Here is a 23,981-nt window from a genome sequence, read left to right on the forward strand (position 1 = left end):
GATGAGGAGTTGACTATTCATCCCGCCATGTCGGCGTGCGCTTCTCGATGAAGGCGCCGATGCCTTCCTCGGCGTCGCGCGCCATCATGTTCTCGGTCATCACCTCTGCCGCATAGCGATAGGCGTCCGCAAGGCTCATCTCGGCCTGGCGATAGAACGCCTCCTTGCCGAGCTTGACGGTGTAGGCCGACTTCAGCGCGACCTGTTCGGCGAGGGCAATTGCGGCCTCGCGCTCGGTGCCGGCCGCGACCACGCGGTTGATGAGCCCGATCTCGCGGGCGCGCGTGGCCGGGATCGGCTCGCCGGTCAGCAGCATTTCCATCGCCTGCTTGCGCGGCACGTTCCGCGACAACGCCACCATCGGCGTCGAGCAAAACAGCCCGATATCGACTCCCGGCGTGGCGAAGCTCGCCGCTTCCGAGGCGATCGCGAGATCGCAGCTTGCCACGAGCTGGCAGCCGGCCGCGGTCGCGATGCCCTGGACGGCAGCGACCACGGGCTTCGGCAAGTGCACAACCGCCTGCATCATCGCGCTGCAGGCGGTCATCATCTCGGCAAAGAAGGCGCGGCCGCGATCCGGGTCAGTGCGGCGCGCGGTCAGTTCCTTCATATCGTGGCCGGCGGAGAAGGCGGGGCCGTTGGCGGCGATCACCACGCCGCGGATCGCCTTGTCGTCGCGGATCTCGTTGAGCTCGGCATGGAGGCTTGCGATCATCGCCTGCGACAGACTGTTGCGGGCGGCCGGGCGGTTCAGCGTCAGGACCGCGATGGGCCCTATGGTCTCGCGCAGCAGGCTCGACGGTTGCGGGGAGGGGGCGCGGGCGGCCTGGGCGGACATCGAAGCGTTTCCGGTTGGATTCTTGCAATTGGATGACGCAGATAACTTAATGTAACAGGGGATGCGAAGCGAGGGTGAGGCGAAGCATGGCGTTAGCGAAAATGAGCGTGGCGGAGGTCGAGCAGTTTCTCCGTGACGAGTTTCCCCAGGCCTTCAGCGGCGATGACATCACGATCGAGAGCGCCGACGGCCAGACCTGCCTTTTGCGCCAGCGCTACAGCGAAAGGATGCTGCGGCCGGGTGGAACCGTGTCCGGCCCGACGCTGATGGCACTCGCTGATTTCGCGATGTACGTGGTGTTGCTGTCCGCGATCGGGCCGATCGGGCTCGCGGTCACCACCAATCTCAACATCAACTTCCTGCGCAAGGGCCAGCCCGGCCAGGACGTGCTGGCGGAGGCGCGTCTGCTCAAGCTCGGCAAGCGCCTGGCGGTCGGCGAGGTGAAGCTGCTGTCCGGCACGTCGCCCGATCCGATCGCTCATGTCACCTCGACCTATTCCATTCCAAATGTTTGAGCTTTTCGCAGGTAATATAGCACCATAATTTTAAGATATTGATTTTGCTATTGTAATTCCAGATCTGGGGCATTGACCGTTGCGCGTCTCTTCTCTAGAAAACCGCCCAGTCCGGCGCGGTGTTCGCGCCGATATCTCCCGTCCACGGAAACTCCGATATGAAAACCTTTTCGGCAAAGCCGGCTGAGGTGACGAAGAAGTGGGTACTGATCGACGCCAAGGGTCTGGTCGTCGGCCGTCTCGCCACCATCGTCGCCATGCGCCTGCGCGGCAAGCACCTCCCGACCTACACCCCGCACGTTGATTGCGGCGACAACGTCATCATCATCAACGCGCAGCATGCGGTCCTCACCGGTCGCAAGCGCGAGCAGAAGACCTACTACAAGCACACCGGTTACGTCGGCCACGTCAAGGAGCGCACCGCGCGCCAGATCCTTGAAGGCAAGCATCCCGAGCGCGTGCTCGAGAAGGCCGTCGAGCGCATGATCCCGCGTGGTCCGCTCGGCCGTGTGCAGATGGGCAACCTCCGCGTCTATGGCGGCGCCGATCATCCGCACGAGGCCCAGACGCCCGAGAAGATCGACATCGCCAAGTTGAACCGCAAGAACACGAGGGCCGCATAACATGGCCGAATCCATCCAGTCGCTCGACCAGCTCTCGCAGCTCAAGACGGCGGCGGCGCCCGACGCGCCCAAGCACGAGAAGAAGGTCGACAAGTTCAACCGCGCCTACGCCACCGGCAAGCGCAAGGACGCGGTCGCCCGTGTCTGGATCAAGCCGGGCGCCGGCAAGGTCACGGTCAATTCGCGCGAGGTCGAGGTCTATTTCGCCCGTCCCGTGCTGCGCATGATGATCGAGCAGCCGTTCTCGGTGGCCGCGCGTTCCGGCCAGTACGACGTGATCTGCACGGTCGCCGGTGGTGGTCTGTCCGGCCAGGCCGGTGCCGTCCGTCACGGCATCTCCAAGGCGCTCACCTATTTCGAGCCGGAGCTGCGTACCGTGCTCAAGAAGGGCGGCTTCCTCACCCGCGACTCCCGCGTGGTCGAGCGCAAGAAGTACGGCAAGGCCAAGGCCCGCCGGTCCTTCCAGTTCTCGAAGCGTTAATCGCTTCGGTCACATTCGCCGCGAAAGCGGCTTCAATGAGATGCAAAAGGGCGCTGATTTCAGCGCCCTTTTTGTTGTTCGTTTGTATGCAAATTGATGGCGTGTTTCCCGAAAACTTAGCCTCGCGTGAAAACCTAAATGGAACTCGCGGGACATAGCGTCGCATCTGGAAGGGCGCGCAAGTCGGCTGGGCCGATCGCGTAACTTGCTATGTCTAGAAGGGGGCCGACATGATGTCGCTCGATAGCATCACGCTCTATTTGGTCGCCACCATGGTTGCCGCACTGCTCGGCGCCATGATGGTGTTTTTCGGCACGCAGGAGAACAGCCCCGCGCTGAAATGGTGGGGCACCGCGTATCTGCTCGGCGCAGCGTCCGTCGCGTTATGGACCGCGGCCGGCGACAAGCTCGGCCCGCATCTTTACCTTGCGCTGAACGCGGTCGGCTTCGTCGCCTGCGGCATGGTGTGGGAATGCGGCGCGCGTCTTCCACGGCCGCAAGCCGAACTGGCCGGGGCTCCTCGTCGGCGCGCTGGCCTGGGCCGCCGCCGTGACGCTGCTTGATCCCGCCGCGTCAATGCTGCGCATGATCGTCGGCGCCGGCATCGTCTCGGTCTATGCGGCGCTGACCGCGAGCGAGCTCTGGGTTGAGCGGCGCAAGAGCCTGCAACGGCGCTGGCCGGCCTTCGTGGTGCCGGTGATGCACGGCTGCGTGCTGATGCTGCCGATCGTGCTCGGCAGCTTCCTGCGTCCGAACGATGCCGGCTTCTCCGGCAGCATCTGGGTCACGGTGTTTGCGGTCGAGCTCATCCTCTATGCCGTCGGCACCGTGTTCGTGATCTTCATGCTGGTGTCGGAGCGCACGGTGACCACGCACCGGACCGCCGCGTCCACCGATCCCCTGACCGGCATGCTCAACCGCCGCGGCTTCTCGGAAGCCTGCGGGCGCGTGATCGAGCGCGAGGCCAAGGCCGGCCGTTCCGTGACCGTGATGATCTTCGACATCGATCACTTCAAGTCGATCAACGACCGCTTCGGCCATCCCGCCGGCGACGAGATGCTGAAACTGTTCTCGACCGTCGTCGTCAGCAACCTGCGCATGACCGACATGTCGGGCCGCATCGGCGGCGAGGAGTTCGCCGCCCTGCTGCCGTGTTCGCTGGAGGAGGGCGTGCTGGTTGCCGAGCGCGTGCGCGAGGCGTTCGAGACCTCCGGCGTCGTGGTCGACGAAGGCCCGGTCGACACCACCGTCAGCATCGGCGTTGCCGGCGGTCCGGCCGGCACCGAGCTCGAGGTGCTGCTGGCCTCCGCCGACACCGCGCTCTACCAGGCCAAGCGCGGTGGCCGTAACCGGGTCGAGGCGGCGGAGGAGCTGCCGCTGTCGCTGGAGAACTGGCGCCGCCAGAGCGCGGCGCGGGTCGGTGCGCCGCAGGCGCGTCCGGCCACCGCCTGAAGCCAAGAGGCGCCTCAAGAGGCGCCTTCGGTAATCCGCTGTTTACCATTCGATCCCTACCATTGCGGTCATGGAATCGATCCGTCGACAGAACCCGCAGGCTGCCCTGATGTCGCTCGAAGCCGCTGCGGCCTCGGCACGCGGCGGCTTCGCCTGCGTGTTCTCCACTGCGGATGAATACGAGCGCGCGCTGATCACCGAGCGCCGCGCGCAGGGGCGCTACACGCAAAGCCGTAGCTACTGGCCGCTCGCGCTGTTCATCGGTTGCGCGCTCATCGTGGCAGGCACCGCTCTGCTGTTCGCCTGAGAGCACGCATTTTTGACCGGTCAGGGTGCCGATTCGGTGCCTTTTTCTTCGTTGCGGTCTACGGTAGACACACCCATCAAACAAACAGGGTGGAAACCGATGATCACCGAGATCGCGCAAATCGACGTCAAGCCGGGCAGCGAGAAGGACTTTGAGGCGGCCGTCGCCAAGGCCAAGGCCGCCTTCGGCGGTTCGAAGGGCTTTCACGGCTTCGAGCTGCACAAGTCGATCGAGAAGCCGCAGCGCTACCGGCTGATGGTGAAGTGGGCGACGCTGGAGAACCACACCGTCGATTTCCGCGGCTCGGAGAATTTCACCGAATGGCGCGGCCTCGTCGGCCAGTACTTTGCTTCGCCCCCGGAGGTCGAGCACACCGAGACCGTGCTGACGACCTGAGCTACTTCACGACGCCTCGTTGCCTGAGCATGATCTTTTCGGAAAACCGCTGCACACTTTTCCGGATCATGCTGCCAGGGGCGGCGCCTCGTACGTCTTGAAATGGTCGATCATGACCTTGGCGATGGCGACCAGCGGCAGCGCCAGCGCTAGGCCCCAGATGCCGAACACGACGCCGAGCAGGATCTGGAACGCGAACAGCGTGGCCGGCGGGATGTCGAGCGCCTGCCGCTGCAGGATCGGCGTCAGCACATAGCTCTCCATCGCGTGCACGCCCATAAAGAGGAGGAAGGCCGACAGCGCCGGAATCCAGCCCGAGGCGAGGCTCGCGAGCACCACGACGACGCCGGCAATGATGGCGCCGACGGTCGGAATGAAGGCGAGCAGGCCCGCCTGAATGCCCAGGATGAACGAGCCGGGAATGCCGATGATGGCAAGCCCGATCCAGGTCACGACGCCAACCGCAATCATCACGACGATCTGCGCGATCAGCCAGCGTTCCAGCGTCTCGCTGATGCCGTCGATGATCAGGGTGACGCGGGTGCGATGCCTCGCCGGCGCCAGGAACAACAGGCCGTCGTGGTAGACGCCGGGCTGGGCGGCGAAGGACAGCCCCAGGAACAGCACGATGAAGATGTTTCCCACGCCGTGGATGGTGCCGAGCAGGAGCTTGAAGGTCTGGCTCACGATCGCGCCACCGCTGGAGGCCAGCGCGCCGGCGCCGGGCAAGGAACCGCGCGGGGGTGCTGCTGGCGAGGGTGTCGAGTCCGATGGTGGATTGGCCGAAGCGTCAGACGCAGCGCTGCCGAGATCGAAGAAGCTGGTGTCGATCCCGTGGTTGTCCAGGAAGGTCTTCACGTTGCCGATCTGCGACTTGATGGTCTTGCTCAGCAGCGAGGCCTGCTCGGCGATGGTGGCGCCGCCGAGATAGGCGACGCCTGCGAGCAGCACCGCAAGCACGACGCAGACGATCGCGAGCCGGACCGGATGCGGCAGGTGCACGCGGCGGCCGAGCGCGTTGGTCAGCGCGTTGAGGCCGACGCCGAGCAGCATGCCGGTGAAGATCAGCAGCAGCGTGGTCGCAAAATACCAAGTGAAGACCAGCATCGCCGTGAACAGCACGACACCGATGCCGCCGACCGAAATTGCCCAAGCCAGATCGGTGCGGGTCGTGGGGCGTTGGTCTGCGAGGATGGTCACATCATGTCCTTTTCGGCGGCTGCGGGCGGGGCACTCTTTCGACAAACGCACTTCCGATCAAGACCGCGTCAACGCGCTGGTTTGACGCTGTCGCGCGAACGGTGCAGATCGATGAGGAGAAAACAGGTGGGGGGCGCTTGAGTTTCATCAGCAAGTGGGCCGGTCTGCTCGGGCTTCTGGCCGTGATCGTGATTGGCGACCAGATCCGGATCAACCGGCCCGGCCACAAATACCGCCTCACGGTCGAGGTGACGACGCCTGACGGGATCAAGACGGGGTCCGGTGTTCTCGCCGTCGTGCCCGACCGCAACTATAATCACGGCGGCCGCACCACGATGCGCGGGGAGGCTGTGTTCGTCGATCTCGGCCAAGACGGCGGCAAAGGCAAGAACCTAGTGGCATTGCTGGCGCATCAGCAGGGCGGCAAGCTCGATCTCGACGACATCAACTATGTCGCGCTCCGTGCCTATGGCGCCGCGCGCGGCAACCGCGTCTCGTTCAACGACATCAGCCGGCAGGCCGGCATTGTCCCGGTGCAGGGGGAGCTGGTCCCCGTGCTCGTGAGCTTTGGCGATCCCAAAGACCCCAAGACCGCGCGCCTTGTCGCCGGCGACCATGCGGATACGGTTCTGGGCGACGGCTACGCCGTCCGCGGCCTCACCGCCGAGGTGGTACCCAACGGGTTTTGGCCGATCGATTTCGGCGGGGTGCTCGGGGAGCCCGTGACGCGCGGAATCGAGGCGAAATTGCCCTGGCTGGCCACGCCGGACGATCCCGCGGCAACCGCGCTGAAGGCCGCCGGCCTGCCCGTCGTGGGGACAACCGCGGCCCGGGAGGCATTTGCGCGAAAATAGCATTGCCGTCCCGCGATCCCTTCTGTTGAATTTGTTCCATCCCAAGGGCATGTTTGGAGAATCTTCTTACGCGGGAGGTCGGAACGGGAGATGAGAAAGCCGGTCGTCGGCGTGATCGGGAACGCCCATCGCGTCGAAAATCGATTTCAGGTCCAGATGGTCGGCGAGCGCAATTTGCGCGCTGTGGCCGAGGTTTCCGGCGGCCTGCCGATGATGTTTGCGGGAGCGCCCGACATCACCGATATCGGCGCGCTGCTCGATGTGGTCGACGGGATCGTGCTCACCGGCGCCCGCGCCAACGTCCATCCGACCCGTTTCAATGTCGATCCGTGCGAGCGGCACGAGCCCTACGACATCCACCGCGACGAGGTGGCGCTGGCGCTCTCGGTCGCTTGCGTGTCCCGCGGCATTCCGCTGTTCGGCATCTGCCGCGGCCTCCAGGAGATGAATGTCGCCTTCGGCGGCTCGCTGCATCCGGAGATCCGCGAAATCCCCGGCCGCATGAACCACCGCATGCCCAGGCTCGAGAACGGCGAGATTCATCCCGATCCGACCGTGGTGTTCGCCGACCGTCACGATGTCGACCTCACGCCCGGAGGCGCCTTCGCGCGGCTGCTCGGCTGCGAGAAGATCAGGGTCAATTCGCTGCACGGCCAGGGCATTCTCGACCCCGGCAAGCGCGTGCTGATCGAAGGCATCGCCGAGGACGGCACCATCGAGGCGATCCGCATCGCGGAAGCCCCGACCTTCGCGCTCGGCGTACAATGGCACGCCGAATACGACCCGCAGCGCAATCCGATCAACCGCAAGCTGTTCGAGGCCTTTGGCGAAGCAATGGTCGAGCGCCAGCGCGCGGCGGCGTAGCAAGAAGCTCGCTCGCAGCCCTCGACTGAACGGCGCCTTGGTTTCGCAGCTTACGCCGTCCGCTCCATCCGTCGCGCGCGATAGGCCTGCGGCGACATCAAGGTGAGCTTGCGGAAGGCCTTGCGAAAGCTGCTCTCGTCCTCGTAGCCGGCCGTGCGTGCGATGGTCTTGATCGGCTGCGCCGTCGTCTCCAGCAGCGTGCGCGCGTGCTCGACGCGGCGACGCATGATGAAGGCTTGCGGCGGCTCGCGCGTGAGCTCCTGGAACTTCCGGTTCAGCGTGCGCTCGCTGAGGCCGAGCGCATCGGCGAGGCGCTTGACCGTCATCGGGCTCTTGCCGGTGCGGCGAACCAGGAGGTCGGCCCTGGTCAGCAGCGGGTCCTGCGACAGCAAATAGCCGACGGGCATGAAGATCGATTGGGTGCGTTGCGCGGTGTCGATGACGACGTAGTCCGCGCAGAGCTTTGCAATCGCCTTGCCGTCGACCATCTCGATCAGCCTGAGCAGGAGGTCGACCCACGACATTGGTCCGGCCGCGCAGACGATGCGGTCCGCGACGGTGATGACGGCGTCGGCAGCGAGGTCGATGGTGGGGTGGCGCTGCCGCAGCTCGCCTTGCAGCCACCAGGTGATGGTGGCGCGGCGGTGGTCGAGCAGGCCGCTGCCTGCAAGCAGGAACACGCCGCTGCAGAACGCGCCGATCAGCCGGCCGCTCGCATGCTGCTGCCGAAGCCAGGCGCCGGCGCGGGCATATAGCGGTTGCAGGCGTTCCGCCGTGACGTGATCGACAAGGTTGCCGGGGACGAGGATCGCGTCGAAGCGACCGCGTTTGCCGACCGCGCCATCGACGGCGACCATCTGGCCGCCGCCGGCGCGCACCGGCTTGCCGTCGAGCGATAGCACCTCCCAGGCGAAGCGCGTTTTCGCACCGCTCTGCTGCATCACGTGATTGGCAAGCGACAGGATGTCGGCGATCCCGGCGATCGCCGAATGCATGCAGCCTTCCAGCGCCAGAATTGCGAGCTTCATGAGACCTCCAGGACAGGCGCGGCGATCCTAGCCGATCGGCGCAGGGCTGCGTGGCGGAAATTGCCCGATCTCTGTCTTATCCGCCACTGCCTTGCCGGCGCTGTCAGGTCCAGTCTCGTGCCGTCGTCACACGACATCATTGGAGAGAGACATGCCTTACGTCACCATTTCCACCGTCCGCGGCATCCTGGATGCCAGGCAAAAGAAGACCTTGCTCGAACGCGTCACCGATCTCCTGGTCGAGGTCGAAGGGCAGGGCAATCCGGACTTCCGCCGCAACGTCTGGGTCAGGATCGAGGAGCAGGAGCCGGCGCACTGGTCGCTGGGCGGCATGCAGCCGACGCCTGAGATCATCGCCGGTATGTTCGGCACGATCGGCGCGGATGGCGTGCGGGTCCCACGGCCGTAGCAGCACAGCGTGCGCGGGCGGACCAGCCCAAGGCATGGTTCGCCACCGCCCTGTGCTCAATCGATCTGCGGGGCGATTTCCATTGCATCGCACAATCACAATCACGACCATGGCCCGCACGCGGCCGCATTGAGGTTCGCAAGACGCGCACCATATGCTCTGCAAGGGAGCCCTGCCGTGCAGACCATGAAGGCGGCCCTCGTTGCGGCGATTGGCGTCGTGGCTTTGATCTGCTGCCTCCTTCCCAGCTCAGCGGAGGAGAACGGCCGTTTTGCATTGGTCGTTTCGATCGACGGAGCCATCGGCCCTGCGTCGGCCAGCTACGTCAAGGAGGCTTTGGCCAAGGCAAGCGAACGGCGTGCCGAGGTCGTGATTCTGAGACTGAACACGCCCGGCGGCCTCAATTCCAGCATGCGCGAGATCATCGCGGATGTGCTGGCCTCGCCGATCCCTGTCGTCGGTTACGTCGCGCCCTCCGGCGCCCACGCGGCGAGCGCGGGGACCTATATCCTTTATGCGACCCACATCGCGGCGATGGCGCCGGGCACCAATATTGGCGCCGCGACGCCGGTGCAGATCGGCGGGCCGCTGCCGGGTCTTCCGAGCGGACCGGCGGACAAGGGCGGCAAGGACAAGAAGGACGGTGACCAGCAGAGCGAGTCCAAGGATCAGCCCAAGGATGCGATGACGGCAAAGGCGACCAATGATGCGGTTGCCTTCATCCGCAGCCTTGCGGAACTGCGCAACCGCAATGTGGACTGGGCGGAGAAGGCGGTCCGTGAGGCTGCCACGCTCTCTGCGAACGCCGCGCTAGAGGCTCATGCCATCGATCTCGTCGCGCGCGATCAGGCTGAATTGCTGAGGCAGATCGATGGTCGCGTGGTCGAGGTTGCGGGCGGCAAGACGGAACGCCTGGTGACGAAGGATGCGGTCGTTGAAGCCATCGATCCCGGACCGATATCCCGCTTCCTGGCGGTGATCACCGATCCGAACGTGGCGTTCATTCTCCTGATGGTCGGTATCTACGGCTTGATCTTCGAGTTCATGTCTCCTGGAGCCGTCGCCCCCGGAGTCGTCGGCGCGATCTGCCTGCTGATCGGCCTCTATGCGCTCAATCTGCTGCCGATCAATTATGCCGGCCTCGCCCTGATGCTGGTTGGACTCGTGCTTCTCACCATCGAAGCCTTCAACCCGACCGTGGTAATCGGGCTCGGAGGGATCATCGCGTTCGTGCTGGGAGCGCTGATGCTTTTCAGGGGCGAGGCGCCGGGCTACCACCTGTCGTGGTGGGTGATCGGCATCACCGCAGCAGTGTTCGCCGGCTTTGCGCTCGTCGTGCTCGGTTCGCTTCGGCGCGTCGGCAGGGCTCCTGCACTGGTCGGCGCGCAGGCCATGCGAGGCTTGCCCGCCGAGGTTCTCGACTGGAATGGGAACGAAGGTCATGTCTTCGCCCATGGTGAGCGCTGGCAGGCGCGCGGCGCCGAAACGTTCAAGCCCGGAGAGACGGTCGAAGTCGCCAACATCGTCGACCTGACGCTGCTGATACGGCGCGCACCAACAGGCGAGGGAGGTACATCATGATGCTGGAATATCTGACCTATGCGGCGCTCGCGTTGCTTGTCATCATGTTCCTGTCCCAGGCTATTCGAATCCTGCGCGAGTACGAGCGTGGCGTCATCTTTACGCTCGGCCGCTTTACGGGCGTGAAGGGTCCGGGCCTCATCATCCTCATTCCGATCGTGCAGCAACTCGTGAAGGTGGATCTGCGGGTGATGGTGCAGGTCGTGCCGCCGCAGGACGTGATTTCGCGGGACAACGTCTCCGTCAAGGTCAACGCCGTTCTGTACTTCCGCATCGTCGACCCCGAACGGGCCATCATCAAGGTTGGCGACTACATGGCCGCCACCAGCCAGCTCGCCCAGACCACCTTGCGCTCGGTGCTCGGCAAGCACGAGCTCGACGAGATGCTTGCCGAGCGCGACAGGTTGAACGCGGACATCCAGGAGATCCTCGATAAGCAGACCGACGTCTGGGGCATCAAGGTCACCGGCATCGAGATCAAGGACGTCGATCTCAATGAAACCATGGTGCGCGCGATTGCCAAACAGGCCGAGGCGGAGCGGTTGCGGCGGGCCAAGGTGATCAATGCGATGGGCGAGCAGCAGGCTGCCGAAAAGCTCGTCGAGGCCGGCCGGATTCTCGCGCAGGAGCCTCAGGCAATGCAGCTACGTTACTTCGCCGCCCTGCACGACATCGCGGGCGAACGGTCGTCGACCATCGTCTTTCCGCTGCCGACGGGCCTGCTCGACCATTTTGTGCCGCGGCGCGACAACCCGTAGCCATAAGCGGCAGGATGACCCATCTTCGGCCCAAATGGAGGTGTCGAATATTGCTCCCAACTTAAACGGGAGGAAAATTCGATGACGAAGCATGCCGCCAGACCAGCAAGCCGCCGCCGAAATCGGACATTGATGCTCACCGTCCCGCTGGTCGCCCTCGCACTTTGGTCGTGGGGGATCGATGCGGCGCGGGCCGCAGAGCCGGGCAAGGACGCGACGGCGGCGAGCCTGCCGCGCATTCTCGTGCTTGCGACGGGAGGGACCATCGCAGGCCAGGCCGACGCGCGCGCGACCGGCGCGTACAAGTCCGGCCAGATCACTGGCGAACAGTTGATGCAGTCGGTGCCGGGCCTGGACAAGCTCGCGAAGCTGAATGCCGAGCAGATTTCGTCGATCGGATCCCAGGACATGAACGACAAAGTCTGGTTTGCCCTGGCCCGCCGCATCCAGGACGCCTTCGACAAGAATGAAGCCGATGGAATCCTCATCACGCACGGCACGGATACGCTCGAGGAGACCGCGTTCTTTCTCGACAATGTCGTGCGCAGCGACAAGCCGGTGGTGATCGTCGGTTCGATGCGTCCGGCCACGGCGGTGAGTGCGGACGGCCCCGGCAATCTGTACGAAGCGGTGCAGGTGGCGGCCGATCCTCGCTCTCGCGGCCGCGGCGTGATGGCCGTGCTGAACGACAAGATCCAAAGCGCCCGCTCGATCACCAAGACCAACACAACGAGCATCGAGACGTTCAGCTCTCCCAATGACGGCCCGATCGGCTATGTCGACACCGCCGGCGGCATCCGTTTCATGACCCAGGCCGCCGGCTTCAAGCGCACGACCTATCCGCTCCCGGCAGGCGAGCAACTGCCGCGCGTCGAGATCGTCTATTCGCATGCCAACATGGACGCCGTTCCGATCGAGGACGCCATTTCCCACGGCGCCAAGGGCATCGTGCTGGCCGGCGTCGGCGACGGCAACACGTCGAAGCAGGCCCTCGATGCGCTCGAAGCGGCGGCGAAGAAGGGCGTCATCGTCGTCCGCTCGACGCGGGTCCGATCCGGCTTCGTCACCCGGAATGTCGAGGTTGACGACGACAAGAACGGGTTCGTCGTGTCCGAGGACCTCAATCCGCAGAAGGCCCGTGTTCTCACTCAATTGCTGATCGCGGGCGGGGTGACGGTTCCGGCCGAGCTCCAGCGCGCCTTCACTGCAACGTGGTGATTGGGCGCGTCGTGTCCTGCAGGGTGGGTTAGCGTAATCCACCCTGCGACTCCCCAAAACGAAAAGGCGCTCCTCGCGGAGCGCCTTTTGCTTGTCGCAGAGAGTTTGGGCCGCTTAGCCCGAATAGTACATGTCGAACTCGACCGGGTGCGGGGTCATTTCGAAGCGCTCGACCTCGGTCATCTTCAGCTCGATGTAGCTGTCGATGAAGTCGTCGTCGAACACGCCGCCGTTCTTGAGGAAGCCGCGGTCCTTGTCGAGGTTTTCGAGCGCCTCGCGGAGCGAGCCGCACACCGTCGGGATCTGCTTCAGCTCTTCCTTCGGCAGGTCGTAGAGGTCCTTGTCCATCGCCGGACCCGGATCGATCTTGTTCTTGATGCCGTCGAGGCCGGCCATCAGCATCGCGGCGAAGCCGAGATAGGGATTGGCGAGCGGATCGGGGAAGCGCACCTCGACACGCTTGGCCTTCGGCGAAGCGGTGTAGGGGATGCGGCAGGAGGCCGAGCGGTTGCGCGCGGAGTAGGCGAGCAGCACGGGGGCCTCATAGCCCGGGACCAGGCGCTTGTAGGAGTTGGTCGACGGGTTGGTGAAGGCGTTGATCGCCTTGGCGTGCTTGATGATGCCGCCGATGTAGTGAAGGCAGGTCTCCGACAGGTCGGCGTACTTGTTGCCGGCGAACACCGGCTTGCCGTCCTTCCAGATCGACTGGTGCACGTGCATGCCCGAGCCGTTGTCGCCATAGACCGGCTTCGGCATGAAGGTGGCGGTCTTGCCGTAGATGTGCGCGACCTGGTGGATGCAGTACTTGTAGATCTGCATGTGGTCGGCCATCAGCGTCAGCGTGTCGAACTTCATGCCGAGCTCGTGCTGGGCGGACGCGACTTCGTGGTGATGCTTCTCGACCTTGACGCCCATCTTGGCCATGGCGCCGAGCATTTCGGAGCGCATGTCCTGCACGGAGTCCTGCGGCGGCACCGGGAAGTAGCCGCCCTTGGTGCGGACGCGGTGGCCGAGATTGCCGCCTTCATATTCGGTGTCGGAGTTGGTCGGCAGCTCCGAGGAGTCGAGACGGAAGCCGGTGTTGTAGGGGTTGGCGGAGAAGCGCACGTCGTCGAACACGAAGAACTCGGCTTCGGGGCCGACGAACACGCTGTCGCCCACGCCCATCGACTTCACCATGGCCTCGGCCTTCTTGGCGATGCCGCGGGGGTCGCGGTTGTAGGGCTCGCCGGTGGTCGGCTCGAGCACGTCGCAGGTGATGACCATGGTGGTCTCGGCGAAGAACGGGTCGATCGTCGCGGTCACCGGATCCGGCATCAGGCACATGTCGGACTCGTTGATCGCCTTCCAGCCGGCGATCGAGGAGCCGTCGAACATCGTCCCTTCGGCGAAAATGTCCTCATCGATCATGCTGATGTCGAACGTCACGTGCTGCCACTTGCCGCGCGGATCGGTGAAGCGCAGGTCGACGTATTTGACGTCGTTGTCCTTGATCGATTTCAGGACGTCTTTGGCGGTCTTCATGCATACCCCTTTTGGCTCTGCGGGTCGGTTTCCAGATGAGCAAGATTGTTCTCGCTTTTGGCGAGTTCGCGCGCGAGCGCACAAACAAAATCAGGCCGCCGAAGCAGCCTTTTTCTTGTCGGAGTGTCGCAAAATGCGGGATAGCACCCGGCTCAGATAGCGTCCAGCCCGGATTCGCCGGTCCGGATGCGGATCGCCTCTTCGATATTGGAGACGAAAATCTTGCCGTCGCCGATGCGCCCGGTCTGCGCGGCGCGGCGGATCGCGTCGATGGCGCGCTCGACCAGATCGTCGCCGATCACGATCTCGATCTTCACCTTGGGGAGGAAATCGACGATGTATTCTGCGCCGCGGTAAAGCTCGGCGTGGCCCTTCTGCCGGCCAAAGCCCTTGGCCTCGGTCACGGTGATGCCTTGCAGGCCGACTTCCTGAAGCGCTTCCTTCACCTCGTCGAGCTTGAATGGCTTGATGATGGCTTCGATTTTCTTCACTGCGCGCCTCCCGGCCTTTCGATCAAATAGCAACGTCTTCGTCAGGATGCGCTTTTCTTAACGCACGATCTTGTCTTCGCTATGCCGGGATGCCTGACCAGCCCGGCAACAACGGCCGGCCACACCCTGATAGATTGCCAGTGAGCACGACGAACCGAAGCGGCTTCCTCGAAAGCAGGGTCTATGCCAAGTTGCAAATGCCCTGATTATTGGAGCGTTATCAGCCTTTTAACGCGCATCTCTGATAGGTGGAGCCGACTGGCTCAAAATACCGCAGACTACGAAATAGGCAATCGGTTCAATATCTGTGCAAATCGTTGTTCTGCCGGGTGGGCCTGTACGGAACGTGCCTGTTGAAAAGGCGTTTGGACCAGGGAAGTGGCATGGAAGTTCTGACCAACGCTGAAATGCAGCGTGCCGACCAGCTCAGTATTGCGGCAGGCACGCCCGGCTTCAAGCTGATGCTCAGCGCGGGGCAGGCGGTCGCGGAGGCCGCCAATGCGCTGGTGGAGGAGGGGCCGATCCTGATCGTGGCCGGTCCCGGCAACAATGGCGGCGACGGTTTTGTCGCAGCCGCGGAGCTCGCCGCGCAAGGGCGCGACGTCTCGGTGATCCTGATGTGCGAGCGCGACCAGCTCCAGGGTGACGCGGCCTCCGCGGCGCGCGGCTGGAAGCACCCGGTGCTGCCGTTCAATCCGCAGGCGATCGGCAAGCCCGCGCTGATCATCGATGCGCTGTTCGGCGCGGGCCTCAGTCGCCCGGTCGACGGCGAGGCGCATGCGATGATCGAAGCGATCAACGCCAACGGCGCCCCGGTGCTCGCGGTCGACCTGCCGAGCGGCATCAACGGCACCAGCGCAGCCGTGATGGGTGCGGCGGTGAACGCCACCGAGACCGTCACCTTCTTCCGCAAGAAGCCGGCGCATTTGCTGCTGCCCGGCCGGATGCATTGCGGCCACGTGCGCGTCGCCGACATCGGCATCGACGCACAGGTGCTGGACGAGATCGCGCCGCGGACCTTCGAGAACGATCCGGATTTCTGGGGCACCGCCTTTCCGGTGCCGCGCATCGACGGCCATAAATACGCACGGGGCCACGTGCTGGCGGTCTCGGGCGATGCCGCCGCGACCGGCGCGGCGCGGCTCGCCGCCCGTGGGGCTTTGCGGGCCGGAGCGGGCCTCGTGACGCTGGCGACCCCGCGCGATGCGCTCGCGATCAATGCCAGCGCGCTCACCGCGGTGATGGTTCGCGCCTGCGACACAGCGGTCGAATTCAGCGCGTTGCTCGGCGACAAACGCTACAACACCTGCCTGATCGGACCCGGCGCGGGCGTCGGCGATCGCACCTGCGATCTGGTCCACACGGCGCTTCACGCGCAGCGGCATCTGGTGCTGGACGCGGATGCGCTGACGAGCTTTGCCGCAAACCCCGAGCGGCTGTTTGAATCGATCAAGTCCTCTGAGGACAGTGCGGTCGTGCTGACGCCGCACGAGGGCGAATTTCCGCGCCTGTTCTCCGACCTCAGCAACAAACATCCGGGCCGCTCGAAGCTGGAGCGCGTCCGCGCCGCCGCCGAGCGCTGTGGTGCGGTCGTGCTGCTGAAGGGGCCGGATACCACCATCGCCGCGCCCGACGGGCGCGCCACCATCGCCGCCAACGCGCCGCCCTGGCTCGCCACCGCCGGCGCCGGAGACGTGCTCGCCGGCATTGTTGCGGGCCTTCTCGCCCAAGGTGTGCCGGCCTTCGAGGCCGCCAGCATCGGCGTCTGGATGCATGGCGAGGCGGGAAGCGAGGCGGGGCCCGGCCTGATCGCGGAGGACCTGACCGAGACGCTGCCGGCCGTGCACCGGCGGATCTATAATGCGCTCGGGGTGGAGTACTAAAGCGTGATGGCATTAAGTTCGATAGCCTGAATTTTTCAGGTAATTGGCGCATTCCTCGGGGGTGAAGGCATCGAGTGCGTGGCCGATTGCGGCGCAGACCGCGTCGACGGTTCGCGCGGCAGCTTTGCGGAGCAGATGCTTGAGCTTGGCAAAGACCTGCTCGATCGGGTTCAGGTCGGGTGAGTATTTGGGCAGGAAGAAGAGTTTGGCGCCGACCGAACGGATGAGTTGGCGAACTGCTTTGCTCCTGTGGCTACCGAGGTTATCCAAGACGACGATATCGCCGGGTCGAAGGACAGGCAGAAGAACCTTCTCGACATAGGTGCGGAAGCTCACGCCATCGATCGGCCCCTCGATGAACCATGGTGCATCGATCCGGTCATGGCGCAGCGCCGCCAGGAAGGTCATGGTCTTCCAGCGGCCGTGGGGAACCGTGGCAGGAAGTCTGTGCCCGCGCGGCGCCCATCCCCGCAAAGGCGCCATATCGGTTCTGGTCCATGTCTCGTCGATGAAGACGAGCCGCTCAGCTTCGACGCGTCCTTGATATTTTGTCCACTGGGCTCGCCGCCGCGCGACCGCGGGTCGATCGCGTTCGCCAGCCGCCACGCTTTTTTTTGAAGCTGAGCTTCTCGGCATGCACGAAGTCCCACACCGAGTGATAGTCGACCTTCAGGCCGCGTCCAGCAAGCTCGGCAACGAGCCCCCGTATAGTGAAATCGCCGTCCTTGATCCGTTGCGACAGCCAAACCGCGTGGTCTCCCGAAACCGCCTTCGGCTTATGACCGCCCATCTGACCAGGCTCAACGCTGCCGGTCTCCTCTACCCGTTGCATCCAACCGATTGCTGTGCTGATCGCGACCCCAAACTGCTTGGCTGCCTGATTGCGGGACATCCCGCCCTCGATCGCGGACACGACACGCTTGCGAAGATCCAGAGAATAAGGCTTGCCCATCCATGCTGGCCTCCAACCCAGCCAGCATGGTGAATCAGAAACACACCGATTTGGGAATCCCAAATCGATTCAACCTAACCCCATCCTGCTTTAGTGCTCAGGCAGCTCGCGCTCACCGACATGGGCGCGGCCGCGCAGGTCCATCGGATTGCGTTCGACCAGGCGATGCCGTGGCTCGTTGGGCTGCACACGCCCGATGAGGACCGCTGGTTCTACCGCGAGCGCGTATTCACGACGTGCCGTGTGTGGGGGCGGTTCGATGATGACGTCCTGAGCGGGATCATCGCCTTCCACGAAGGTTGGGTTGAGCAGCTCTATGTACTGCCCGTCGCACGGGGGCGCGGCGTCGGCACAGAACTCCTTGATGTCGCCAAGCGGGCCAGCGACCGGCTGGAGCTCTGGACCTTCCAGCGCAACGCGCCGGCGCGGCGCTTCTATGAGACGCGCGGGTTCGCACTGGTTGAACAAACCGACGGGGCGCGGAACGAGGAGCGGGAGCCTGACGCTCGCTACCTCTGGACGCGGCGGTAGTCGCTCACTCCACCCCATACCAGCGCACCAGCCGTGGCGCGGCCCAGTCGGTCACGACGGATTCGATCAGCCAGGGTCCGGGTGAGGTCGCCGCGAACGCGACGCGCTGGGTTTGGCCGGGCTCGATTGCGAGCGTGTCGAGCCAGTAGGGCTTCCAGCCGTCGTCGAGCTTGTCGAGCAGGCGGAAATGATGGCCGTGCAGGTGAAACACGGTCGTGGCCGGTCCGGGGTTCTTGAGGGCCAGCACGACGGTGCGGCCGGCCCTGGCGCGGAAGACGGGATTGGAGGAGACGGAGAAGCTTGCAGGCCGCGCCCAGCCGGCGTCGGGCGCGCCGAGCGCGATATCGAACCGCAGGGCGCCTTTGAGGTCGAGCTTCTCGGGGAGGTCGTTCAGGGGGAGCGGCTGTGGCGGCGACAGCGGCGCGCGCCGCTCGAGCTTGCCTGATATCGTGAGGATCCCGACCTGGCGCGCCTCCTTGCCGTCATGCAACAGGAATGGGGCCGATGTGGCCGCATCCACGAAGGCGTCGGCGCGTGCGCCGGGGGCGAGCACCAGGGCGCCGTTGCGCGCCGGGAATGGCTCGGCCGGCTGTCCGTCCAGGGCCATCACCTGGACCTCGTGGCCTTCCAATTTGATCGCCAGAACAGAACGTTGCGAGCCGTTGATAAAGCGCAGCCGCAGCCGCTCGCCGGCTGCGGCTGAGAGTTCGAATGAAGTCCGGCCATTGAGGGTAAAGAGCGGTGTCGTGTCCCCAGGGGCGCGGCCGGGCGGAAGCGCGGTCCCATCTGGCCGCAGCCGCCATTCCTCGATCAACAAGACCTCGTCGCGGTCGACGGCGACGCGATTTGTCTCGCCGGCGATGATCGGAAGCGGACGCGCGGGCAGCTTCAGACCGTCTTCGAAGAGGCGGAAGTCGGCTGCCAGAGTTCCTGCATTTGGTATTGAAACAATTGAGGTTTCAGTCACATCCGGCGCAGTCGGCGTACGCCCTCGCAACGGGTCGGCCGCGGCCGGGCCATTCAGGCCGTACCAGACTGGCGCAAGCGGGACAGGCAGGTCGTTCCGGAAGACTACCTCGCAGCGGTCGCCTCGCTTGAGACGGACGTTCCCGATATGGCTTACGGCGGCCAGCTCCCAGATCGGTGTCGCCGGCTGGCCCGGCTTGAGCGCCAGGGTTGCCGGCCTTGCCTGCAGGGCGAGTTGGGCGGTGACAGCGGGGGCCGCGCCGCCGGCGATCAACCCGGCTGCGGAGGCTCCAAGTCCGGCTCCAAGTCCAGCTCCAAGTCCGGCCAAAACCTCGCGCCGGGTCGGGTCAGAGATCCGCGTTTTCATGGCTCGATGCGGACCATGAAGCGCTGGATAAGTCCAGCCGTCGCGCCTACTTAAAGCCTGCCGCTATCGGGCCATTTTTTTGCTGCGAACAGTCAGGCACATGCTATAAGCCCGGCCGCCCGCGGCATCGCGGCCGGTCTTGATGCAAATTCACGCGGGCGTGGCGGAACTGGTAGACGCGCTGGATTTAGGTTCCAGTGACGAAAGTTGTGGGGGTTCGAGTCCCTCCGCCCGCACCAAGCGCTTTCAGCGTTTGCACGGATTACCGAAGGGCTGCTTCCTCACGGAGTGTTTCCGGCGGAAGTGGTCCGATGAACCACCGGCGTTGAGGCGTCTTGCCTCGCGCCGGTTCGATTAATGACAGCGTCCCGACGCATGCGTGCCGGGGCCGAGCGAGAAGAAGATTGGACGCCATGCAGGTCACAGAAACCCTCTCGGAAGGTTTGAAGCACGAGTTCAAGATCAGCGTTCCCGCGTCTGATCTCGACGCCAAGGCTGGTGCCAAACTCGTCGATCTCAAGGACAAGGTCCGCATCAACGGCTTCCGCCCCGGCAAGGTGCCGGTCGCTCACCTGAAGAAGGTCTATGGCCGCTCGGTGATGGCCGAGACCATCGACCAGACCATCCGCGACACCAACACGCAGCTGTTCTCCGACCGCGGTTTCCGCCTTGCGACCGAGCCGAAGATCACCATGCCGACCGAGCAGGCCGAGGTCGAGGAGCTGCTCAACGGCAAGACCGATCTGACCTACACGGTCGCGATCGAAGTGGTGCCCGCGATTGCGCTCGCCGACTTCAAGAGCTTCCAGGTCGAGAAGCCTGTCGCCGACGTGTCCGACACCGATGTCGACGAAGCCATCAAGCGCATCGCCGACAGCAACCGCGGCTATGCGGCCAAGGCCGAGGGCGCCAAGGCCGAGTCGGGCGACCGCGTCACCATCAACTTCAAGGGCACCATCAACGGCGAAGTCTTCGAGGGCGGCACCGGCGAGGGCATCCAGGTCGCGATCGGTTCCAATACTTTCATCCCCGGCTTCGAGGAGCAGCTCACCGGCATCGGCGCGGGCGAGACGCGCACGCTGAAAGTGTCGTTCCCCAAGAACTACATGAACGACAAGCTCGCCGGCCAGCCGGCCGAGTTCGAGACCACGGCGACCTCGATCGAGGCGCCGCAGGACGTCGCGATCGATGACGAGTTCGCCAAGACGCTGGGCCTCGAATCGCTGGACAAGCTGAAGGAAGCCGCGCGCGAGCGTCTGGCTGCCGAGTTCGCCGGCGCGACGCGCCAGCGCGTCAAGCGTGCGCTGCTCGACCGCCTCGACGAGGCGCATCGCTTCGAAGCGCCGCCGTCGCTCGTCGACGAGGAGTTCAATCTGATGTGGAACTCGGTCAAGGCCGAGATGGATTCGGCCGGCAAGACCTTCGCGGACGAGGATACCACCGAAGACAAGGCCAAGGACGAGTACCGCAAGATCGCAGACCGCCGTGTGCGGCTCGGCCTCGTGCTGTCCGAGATCGGCGAGAAGAACAAGATCACCGTGACCGACGACGAGGTCGGCCGCGCCGTGATCGAGCGCGCTCGCTCGATGCCGGGCCGCGAGAAGGAAGTCTGGGACTATTACCGCAGCAACGCCCAGGCGTTGGCCCAGCTTCGTGCACCGATCTACGAGGACAAGGTCGTCGACTTCATCCTCGAACTCGCCAACGTGACCGAGAAGAAGGTCTCGCGCGAGGACCTGTACAAGGACGAGGACGCGGAAAAGACCGCAGCCTGAAGGCTCTAGAGCGTTTTCGAGCGAAGTGGATACCGGTTCGCGTAAAGAAAACGCGTTAAACTTAGAATCTAGAGCCCCGTTCCAATTCCATCGGAACGGGGCTCAAGAACAGCCTTCCATTAAGGATGATCATCAAAGGGGCCCGGCTAGCCAACTGGCTGGCTGGGCCTATTTGCGAGAATCAGCTTCAAGTGCCCCGTGGATTAAGCCTTAATTCGCTCCGCACTTGTCTGGCGCGAATTGGGCTATATCTGTCGGTATGCCCTGTACCAAGTCTTATACCAAGCGTTCTACCTCTACCCACTTCCTGCATCACTGGCGTCCATCGGCCTTCCGGCAAATCCAGCTAAACTGGCAGCCAAGACTGGCAATGTCCGCCTCCTAAAACCCTAGGTGACTCATGCGCGATCCGGTTGAAACCTACATGAACCTCGTGCCCATGGTGGTCGAGCAGACCAACCGTGGCGAGCGCGCCTACGACATCTTCTCGCGCCTGTTGAAGGAGCGCATCATTTTCCTGACCGGGCCGGTCGAAGACGGCATGTCGACGCTGGTGGTCGCGCAGCTCCTGTTCCTTGAAGCGGAAAATCCGAAGAAAGAAATCTCGATGTACATCAACTCGCCGGGCGGCGTGGTGACGTCGGGCCTCGCGATCTACGACACCATGCAGTTCATCCGCCCGCCGGTCTCGACGCTGTGCACGGGCCAGGCCGCCTCGATGGGCTCGCTGCTGCTCTGCGCCGGCGAAAAGGATATGCGCTTCTCGCTGCCGAACGCGCGCATCATGGTGCATCAGCCCTCCGGCGGCTTCCAGGGCCAGGCCACCGACATCATGCTGCACGCGCAGGAAATCCTGAACCTGAAGAAGCGGCTCAACGAGATCTACGTGAAGCACACCGGTCAGACCTACAAGACGATCGAGGACGCGCTGGAACGCGACAAGTTCCTGACCGCGAACGACGCCAAGGAGTTCGGCCTGGTCGACAGGGTCATCGACAAGCGCGCCGAAGAGCCGGCGGCGAAACCGCAGTAACGCGAACGGGGCTGCAACATCGATCCCTGGAATACCTATGGGGATTTCTCGGGATCGTCAGGGCGACGTTCACGTTAACGGCGGCACTACGCGGCGGCGCAAAAACAGTGTTGCGCCCCGCGACAGGCAGAAAGTTCCGCTTTCGTGCTTGTTTTTCGTGGCAATCCAGCAACTCCGGGGCGATTTCGATCACTTCGTCCGTGCCAAGACGTGAAATCACGGTATTGTCACGGGTAGCCAGCGCCCCCTCGATTAGCGAATTCTTGATAGTCGGGTGACAGCATGGTTGGCTACGATTGATCGGCTATGATCGCGGAGAATCGAGTGACCGTGATTCGCACGGGATGTAACGCGTAGGGTCTTTTTTGGTACGGAATTTGCTCTATTTGAACTTCATACGGCATGCGTGCCGGAATGGAGCGATCGAGCGGAGCGGGATCGAACCGCGGACGGAGACATGAATGAGTAAGGTCGGCACGAGCGACTCCAAGAACACACTGTATTGCTCGTTCTGCGGCAAGAGCCAGCACGAAGTCCGCAAACTGATCGCGGGTCCCACGGTCTTCATCTGCGACGAGTGCGTTGAGCTCTGCATGGACATCATCCGCGAGGAAAACAAATCCTCGCTCGTGAAGTCGCGCGACGGCATTCCGACGCCGAAGGAAATCTGCAAGGTCCTGGACGATTACGTCATCGGCCAGAGCCATGCGAAGAAGGTCCTGTCGGTCGCGGTGCACAATCACTACAAGCGCCTCAACCACCAGACCAAGCACAACGACGTTGAGCTCGCGAAGTCGAACATCCTGCTGATCGGTCCGACCGGTTCGGGCAAGACGCTGCTCGCGCAGACGCTCGCCCGCATCCTGGACGTGCCGTTCACGATGGCCGATGCCACGACGCTGACCGAAGCCGGCTATGTCGGCGAGGACGTCGAGAACATCATCCTGAAGCTGCTCCAGGCCGCCGACTACAATGTCGAGCGCGCCCAGCGCGGCATCGTCTACATCGACGAAATCGACAAGATCAGCCGCAAGTCCGACAATCCCTCGATCACGCGCGACGTGTCGGGTGAGGGCGTGCAGCAGGCGCTGCTGAAGATCATGGAAGGCACGGTGGCTTCGGTCCCGCCGCAGGGCGGCCGCAAGCATCCGCAGCAGGAGTTCCTGCAGGTGGATACCACCAACATCCTGTTCATCTGCGGCGGTGCGTTCGCCGGCCTCGAGAAGATCATCTCGGCGCGCGGGCGGTCGACCTCGATCGGCTTCGCCGCCCAGGTGCTCGCGCCGGAGGATCGCCGTACCGGCGAGATCTTCCGCCACGTCGAGCCTGAGGACCTCCTGAAGTACGGTCTCATCCCCGAATTCGTCGGCCGTCTGCCGGTCGTGGCGACGCTCGAGGATCTGGACGAGACCTCGCTGAAGAAGATTCTCACCGAGCCGAAGAACGCGCTGGTGAAACAGTACCAGCGGCTGTTCGAGATGGAGAACATCGAGCTGACCTTCGCCGACGAGGCGCTTGGCGCGGTCGCCCGCAAGGCGATCGAGCGCAAGACCGGCGCGCGTGGTCTGCGTTCGATCCTCGAGGCGATCCTGCTCGAGACCATGTTCGACCTGCCGGGCCTCGAAGGTGTGGAAGAAGTCGTGATTTCGCGCGAAGTCGTGGAAGGTACGGCCCGTCCGCTCTACATCTACGCCGATCGGTCCGATCGCGCCGTCGAGAACGCCAGCGCCTGATTTACGGCGCTGGAACGCTCCAATCGTCTTTGATAGTAGCGGCTGCGGAATGGTTCTCCGCAGCCGATGTTGCGTCGCTTATACGCGTGCGTAAGCGCCTGATGGCGCGCGTCTTTCAATGACTTGACACCCCCCCGGTCGATAGCCACCTAATGTCGGCGGCGAGCGAGAATTCTCTTCAAGATTCGCCTCAGTTCCGATC

23 protein-coding genes, 1 tRNA gene and 1 pseudogene are annotated in these 23,981 nt (G+C 64.0%); 18 read left to right on the forward strand and 7 right to left on the reverse strand.

Annotation, left to right across the window (positions count from 1 at the left end; genetic code table 11):
* Positions 1–13: 13 nt before the first annotated feature.
* Positions 14–838 carry an enoyl-CoA hydratase gene (locus tag ACVJ5M_RS22270; protein ID WP_247301999.1) on the reverse strand — a complete coding sequence of 275 codons (825 nt, stop codon included), beginning with the start codon at positions 836–838 and terminating at the stop codon, positions 14–16.
* Positions 839–924: 86 nt separating this feature from the next.
* Between ACVJ5M_RS22270 and ACVJ5M_RS22275 the strand changes: the two genes are divergently transcribed.
* The 6 genes and pseudogenes from ACVJ5M_RS22275 to ACVJ5M_RS22300 all read left to right on the forward strand — a co-directional run bounded on the left by ACVJ5M_RS22275 (position 925) and on the right by ACVJ5M_RS22300 (position 4,612).
* Positions 925–1,353 carry a PaaI family thioesterase gene (locus ACVJ5M_RS22275; protein WP_039147848.1) on the forward strand — a complete coding sequence of 143 codons (429 nt, stop codon included), beginning with the start codon at positions 925–927 and terminating at the stop codon, positions 1,351–1,353.
* A 158-nt stretch (positions 1,354–1,511) separates the two neighbouring features.
* Positions 1,512–1,976 carry a 50S ribosomal protein L13 gene (rplM, locus tag ACVJ5M_RS22280; RefSeq protein WP_008137961.1) on the forward strand — a complete coding sequence of 155 codons (465 nt, stop codon included), beginning with the start codon at positions 1,512–1,514 and terminating at the stop codon, positions 1,974–1,976.
* A 1-nt stretch (position 1,977) separates the two neighbouring features.
* Entirely contained in the window at positions 1,978–2,457 is a 480-nt protein-coding gene (gene rpsI, locus ACVJ5M_RS22285; protein ID WP_007611021.1) for a 30S ribosomal protein S9, read from the forward strand.
* 230 nt (positions 2,458–2,687) lie between these two features.
* Positions 2,688–3,909, forward strand: a pseudogene (locus tag ACVJ5M_RS22290) (diguanylate cyclase).
* Positions 3,910–3,979: 70 nt separating this feature from the next.
* Positions 3,980–4,216 carry a hypothetical protein gene (locus ACVJ5M_RS22295; RefSeq protein WP_014494818.1) on the forward strand — a complete coding sequence of 79 codons (237 nt, stop codon included), beginning with the start codon at positions 3,980–3,982 and terminating at the stop codon, positions 4,214–4,216.
* 99 nt (positions 4,217–4,315) lie between these two features.
* Positions 4,316–4,612 carry an antibiotic biosynthesis monooxygenase family protein gene (locus ACVJ5M_RS22300; RefSeq protein ID WP_028155908.1) on the forward strand — a complete coding sequence of 99 codons (297 nt, stop codon included), beginning with the start codon at positions 4,316–4,318 and terminating at the stop codon, positions 4,610–4,612.
* 66 nt (positions 4,613–4,678) lie between these two features.
* Here the strand turns inward: ACVJ5M_RS22300 and ACVJ5M_RS22305 are convergent, their stop codons facing one another.
* Complete coding sequence (locus tag ACVJ5M_RS22305) at positions 4,679–5,812, reverse strand: AI-2E family transporter (protein ID WP_354098908.1); 1,134 nt, start codon at positions 5,810–5,812, stop codon at positions 4,679–4,681.
* Between the two features lie 137 nt (positions 5,813–5,949).
* On the opposite strand from ACVJ5M_RS22305, the gene ACVJ5M_RS22310 reads away from it, so the two are divergent.
* Positions 5,950–6,666, forward strand: a complete 717-nt coding sequence (locus ACVJ5M_RS22310) for a hypothetical protein (RefSeq protein WP_354098909.1) — start codon at positions 5,950–5,952, stop codon at positions 6,664–6,666.
* A 90-nt stretch (positions 6,667–6,756) separates the two neighbouring features.
* Positions 6,757–7,530, forward strand: a complete 774-nt coding sequence (locus ACVJ5M_RS22315) for a gamma-glutamyl-gamma-aminobutyrate hydrolase family protein (protein WP_063982948.1) — start codon at positions 6,757–6,759, stop codon at positions 7,528–7,530.
* A gap of 50 nt (positions 7,531–7,580) precedes the next feature.
* Here the strand turns inward: ACVJ5M_RS22315 and ACVJ5M_RS22320 are convergent, their stop codons facing one another.
* Positions 7,581–8,558: a GlxA family transcriptional regulator gene (locus ACVJ5M_RS22320; RefSeq protein WP_354098910.1), complete on the reverse strand. Its 978-nt coding sequence runs from the start codon at positions 8,556–8,558 to the stop codon at positions 7,581–7,583.
* A 151-nt stretch (positions 8,559–8,709) separates the two neighbouring features.
* On the opposite strand from ACVJ5M_RS22320, the gene ACVJ5M_RS22325 reads away from it, so the two are divergent.
* The 4 genes from ACVJ5M_RS22325 (at position 8,710) to ACVJ5M_RS22340 (ending at position 12,524) form a co-directional block, all read left to right on the forward strand.
* Positions 8,710–8,967 carry a tautomerase family protein gene (locus ACVJ5M_RS22325; protein WP_354098911.1) on the forward strand — a complete coding sequence of 86 codons (258 nt, stop codon included), beginning with the start codon at positions 8,710–8,712 and terminating at the stop codon, positions 8,965–8,967.
* A gap of 177 nt (positions 8,968–9,144) precedes the next feature.
* Entirely contained in the window at positions 9,145–10,548 is a 1,404-nt protein-coding gene (locus tag ACVJ5M_RS22330; protein WP_354098912.1) for an NfeD family protein, read from the forward strand.
* Positions 10,545–11,306 carry a slipin family protein gene (locus ACVJ5M_RS22335; RefSeq protein ID WP_063982951.1) on the forward strand — a complete coding sequence of 254 codons (762 nt, stop codon included), beginning with the start codon at positions 10,545–10,547 and terminating at the stop codon, positions 11,304–11,306. The genes ACVJ5M_RS22330 and ACVJ5M_RS22335 overlap by 4 nt, the downstream gene beginning before the upstream one ends.
* 81 nt (positions 11,307–11,387) lie before the next feature.
* A complete protein-coding gene (locus ACVJ5M_RS22340) occupies positions 11,388–12,524 on the forward strand; it encodes an asparaginase (protein ID WP_354100464.1) in 1,137 nt (378 codons plus the stop codon).
* A 114-nt stretch (positions 12,525–12,638) separates the two neighbouring features.
* Here the strand turns inward: ACVJ5M_RS22340 and glnA are convergent, their stop codons facing one another.
* Complete coding sequence (glnA, locus tag ACVJ5M_RS22345; RefSeq protein ID WP_063982953.1) at positions 12,639–14,048, reverse strand: type I glutamate--ammonia ligase; 1,410 nt, start codon at positions 14,046–14,048, stop codon at positions 12,639–12,641.
* 152 nt (positions 14,049–14,200) lie between these two features.
* Positions 14,201–14,539 carry a P-II family nitrogen regulator gene (locus ACVJ5M_RS22350; RefSeq protein ID WP_007603495.1) on the reverse strand — a complete coding sequence of 113 codons (339 nt, stop codon included), beginning with the start codon at positions 14,537–14,539 and terminating at the stop codon, positions 14,201–14,203.
* A 383-nt stretch (positions 14,540–14,922) separates the two neighbouring features.
* Here ACVJ5M_RS22350 and ACVJ5M_RS22355 point away from each other — a divergent pair, with 383 nt between their 5' ends.
* Positions 14,923–16,422, forward strand: coding sequence for an NAD(P)H-hydrate dehydratase (locus tag ACVJ5M_RS22355; RefSeq protein ID WP_354098914.1), 1,500 nt, complete (start codon positions 14,923–14,925; stop codon positions 16,420–16,422).
* Positions 16,423–16,434: 12 nt separating this feature from the next.
* Here ACVJ5M_RS22355 and ACVJ5M_RS22360 read toward each other — a convergent pair.
* Positions 16,435–17,374, reverse strand: a protein-coding gene (locus ACVJ5M_RS22360; protein ID WP_425364243.1) for an IS630 family transposase whose coding sequence is annotated in 2 segments (ribosomal slippage) — positions 16,435–17,037 and positions 17,039–17,374 — 939 coding nt in all. Because the reading frame shifts where the segments join, the coding sequence is not laid out codon by codon here.
* Positions 17,375–17,467: 93 nt separating this feature from the next.
* Here ACVJ5M_RS22360 and ACVJ5M_RS22365 point away from each other — a divergent pair.
* Positions 17,468–17,905, forward strand: coding sequence for a GNAT family N-acetyltransferase (locus ACVJ5M_RS22365; RefSeq protein WP_085400719.1), 438 nt, complete (start codon positions 17,468–17,470; stop codon positions 17,903–17,905).
* A 4-nt stretch (positions 17,906–17,909) separates the two neighbouring features.
* Here ACVJ5M_RS22365 and ACVJ5M_RS22370 read toward each other — a convergent pair whose 3' ends face one another.
* Complete coding sequence (locus ACVJ5M_RS22370) at positions 17,910–19,238, reverse strand: multicopper oxidase family protein (RefSeq protein ID WP_354097723.1); 1,329 nt, start codon at positions 19,236–19,238, stop codon at positions 17,910–17,912.
* A gap of 154 nt (positions 19,239–19,392) precedes the next feature.
* Between ACVJ5M_RS22370 and ACVJ5M_RS22375 the strand changes: the two genes are divergently transcribed.
* The 4 genes from ACVJ5M_RS22375 to clpX all read left to right on the forward strand — a co-directional run bounded on the left by ACVJ5M_RS22375 (position 19,393) and on the right by clpX (position 23,779).
* Positions 19,393–19,477: transfer RNA gene (locus ACVJ5M_RS22375), tRNA-Leu, on the forward strand.
* 174 nt (positions 19,478–19,651) lie between these two features.
* Positions 19,652–21,013 carry a trigger factor gene (gene tig / locus ACVJ5M_RS22380; RefSeq protein WP_085400716.1) on the forward strand — a complete coding sequence of 454 codons (1,362 nt, stop codon included), beginning with the start codon at positions 19,652–19,654 and terminating at the stop codon, positions 21,011–21,013.
* A 400-nt stretch (positions 21,014–21,413) separates the two neighbouring features.
* A complete protein-coding gene (locus tag ACVJ5M_RS22385) occupies positions 21,414–22,046 on the forward strand; it encodes an ATP-dependent Clp protease proteolytic subunit (RefSeq protein ID WP_063982958.1) in 633 nt (210 codons plus the stop codon).
* 461 nt (positions 22,047–22,507) lie between these two features.
* Positions 22,508–23,779 carry an ATP-dependent Clp protease ATP-binding subunit ClpX gene (gene clpX / locus ACVJ5M_RS22390; protein WP_014494834.1) on the forward strand — a complete coding sequence of 424 codons (1,272 nt, stop codon included), beginning with the start codon at positions 22,508–22,510 and terminating at the stop codon, positions 23,777–23,779.
* Positions 23,780–23,981: the final 202 nt, after the last annotated feature.

This window comes from Bradyrhizobium sp. S3.7.6, assembly GCF_054061875.1.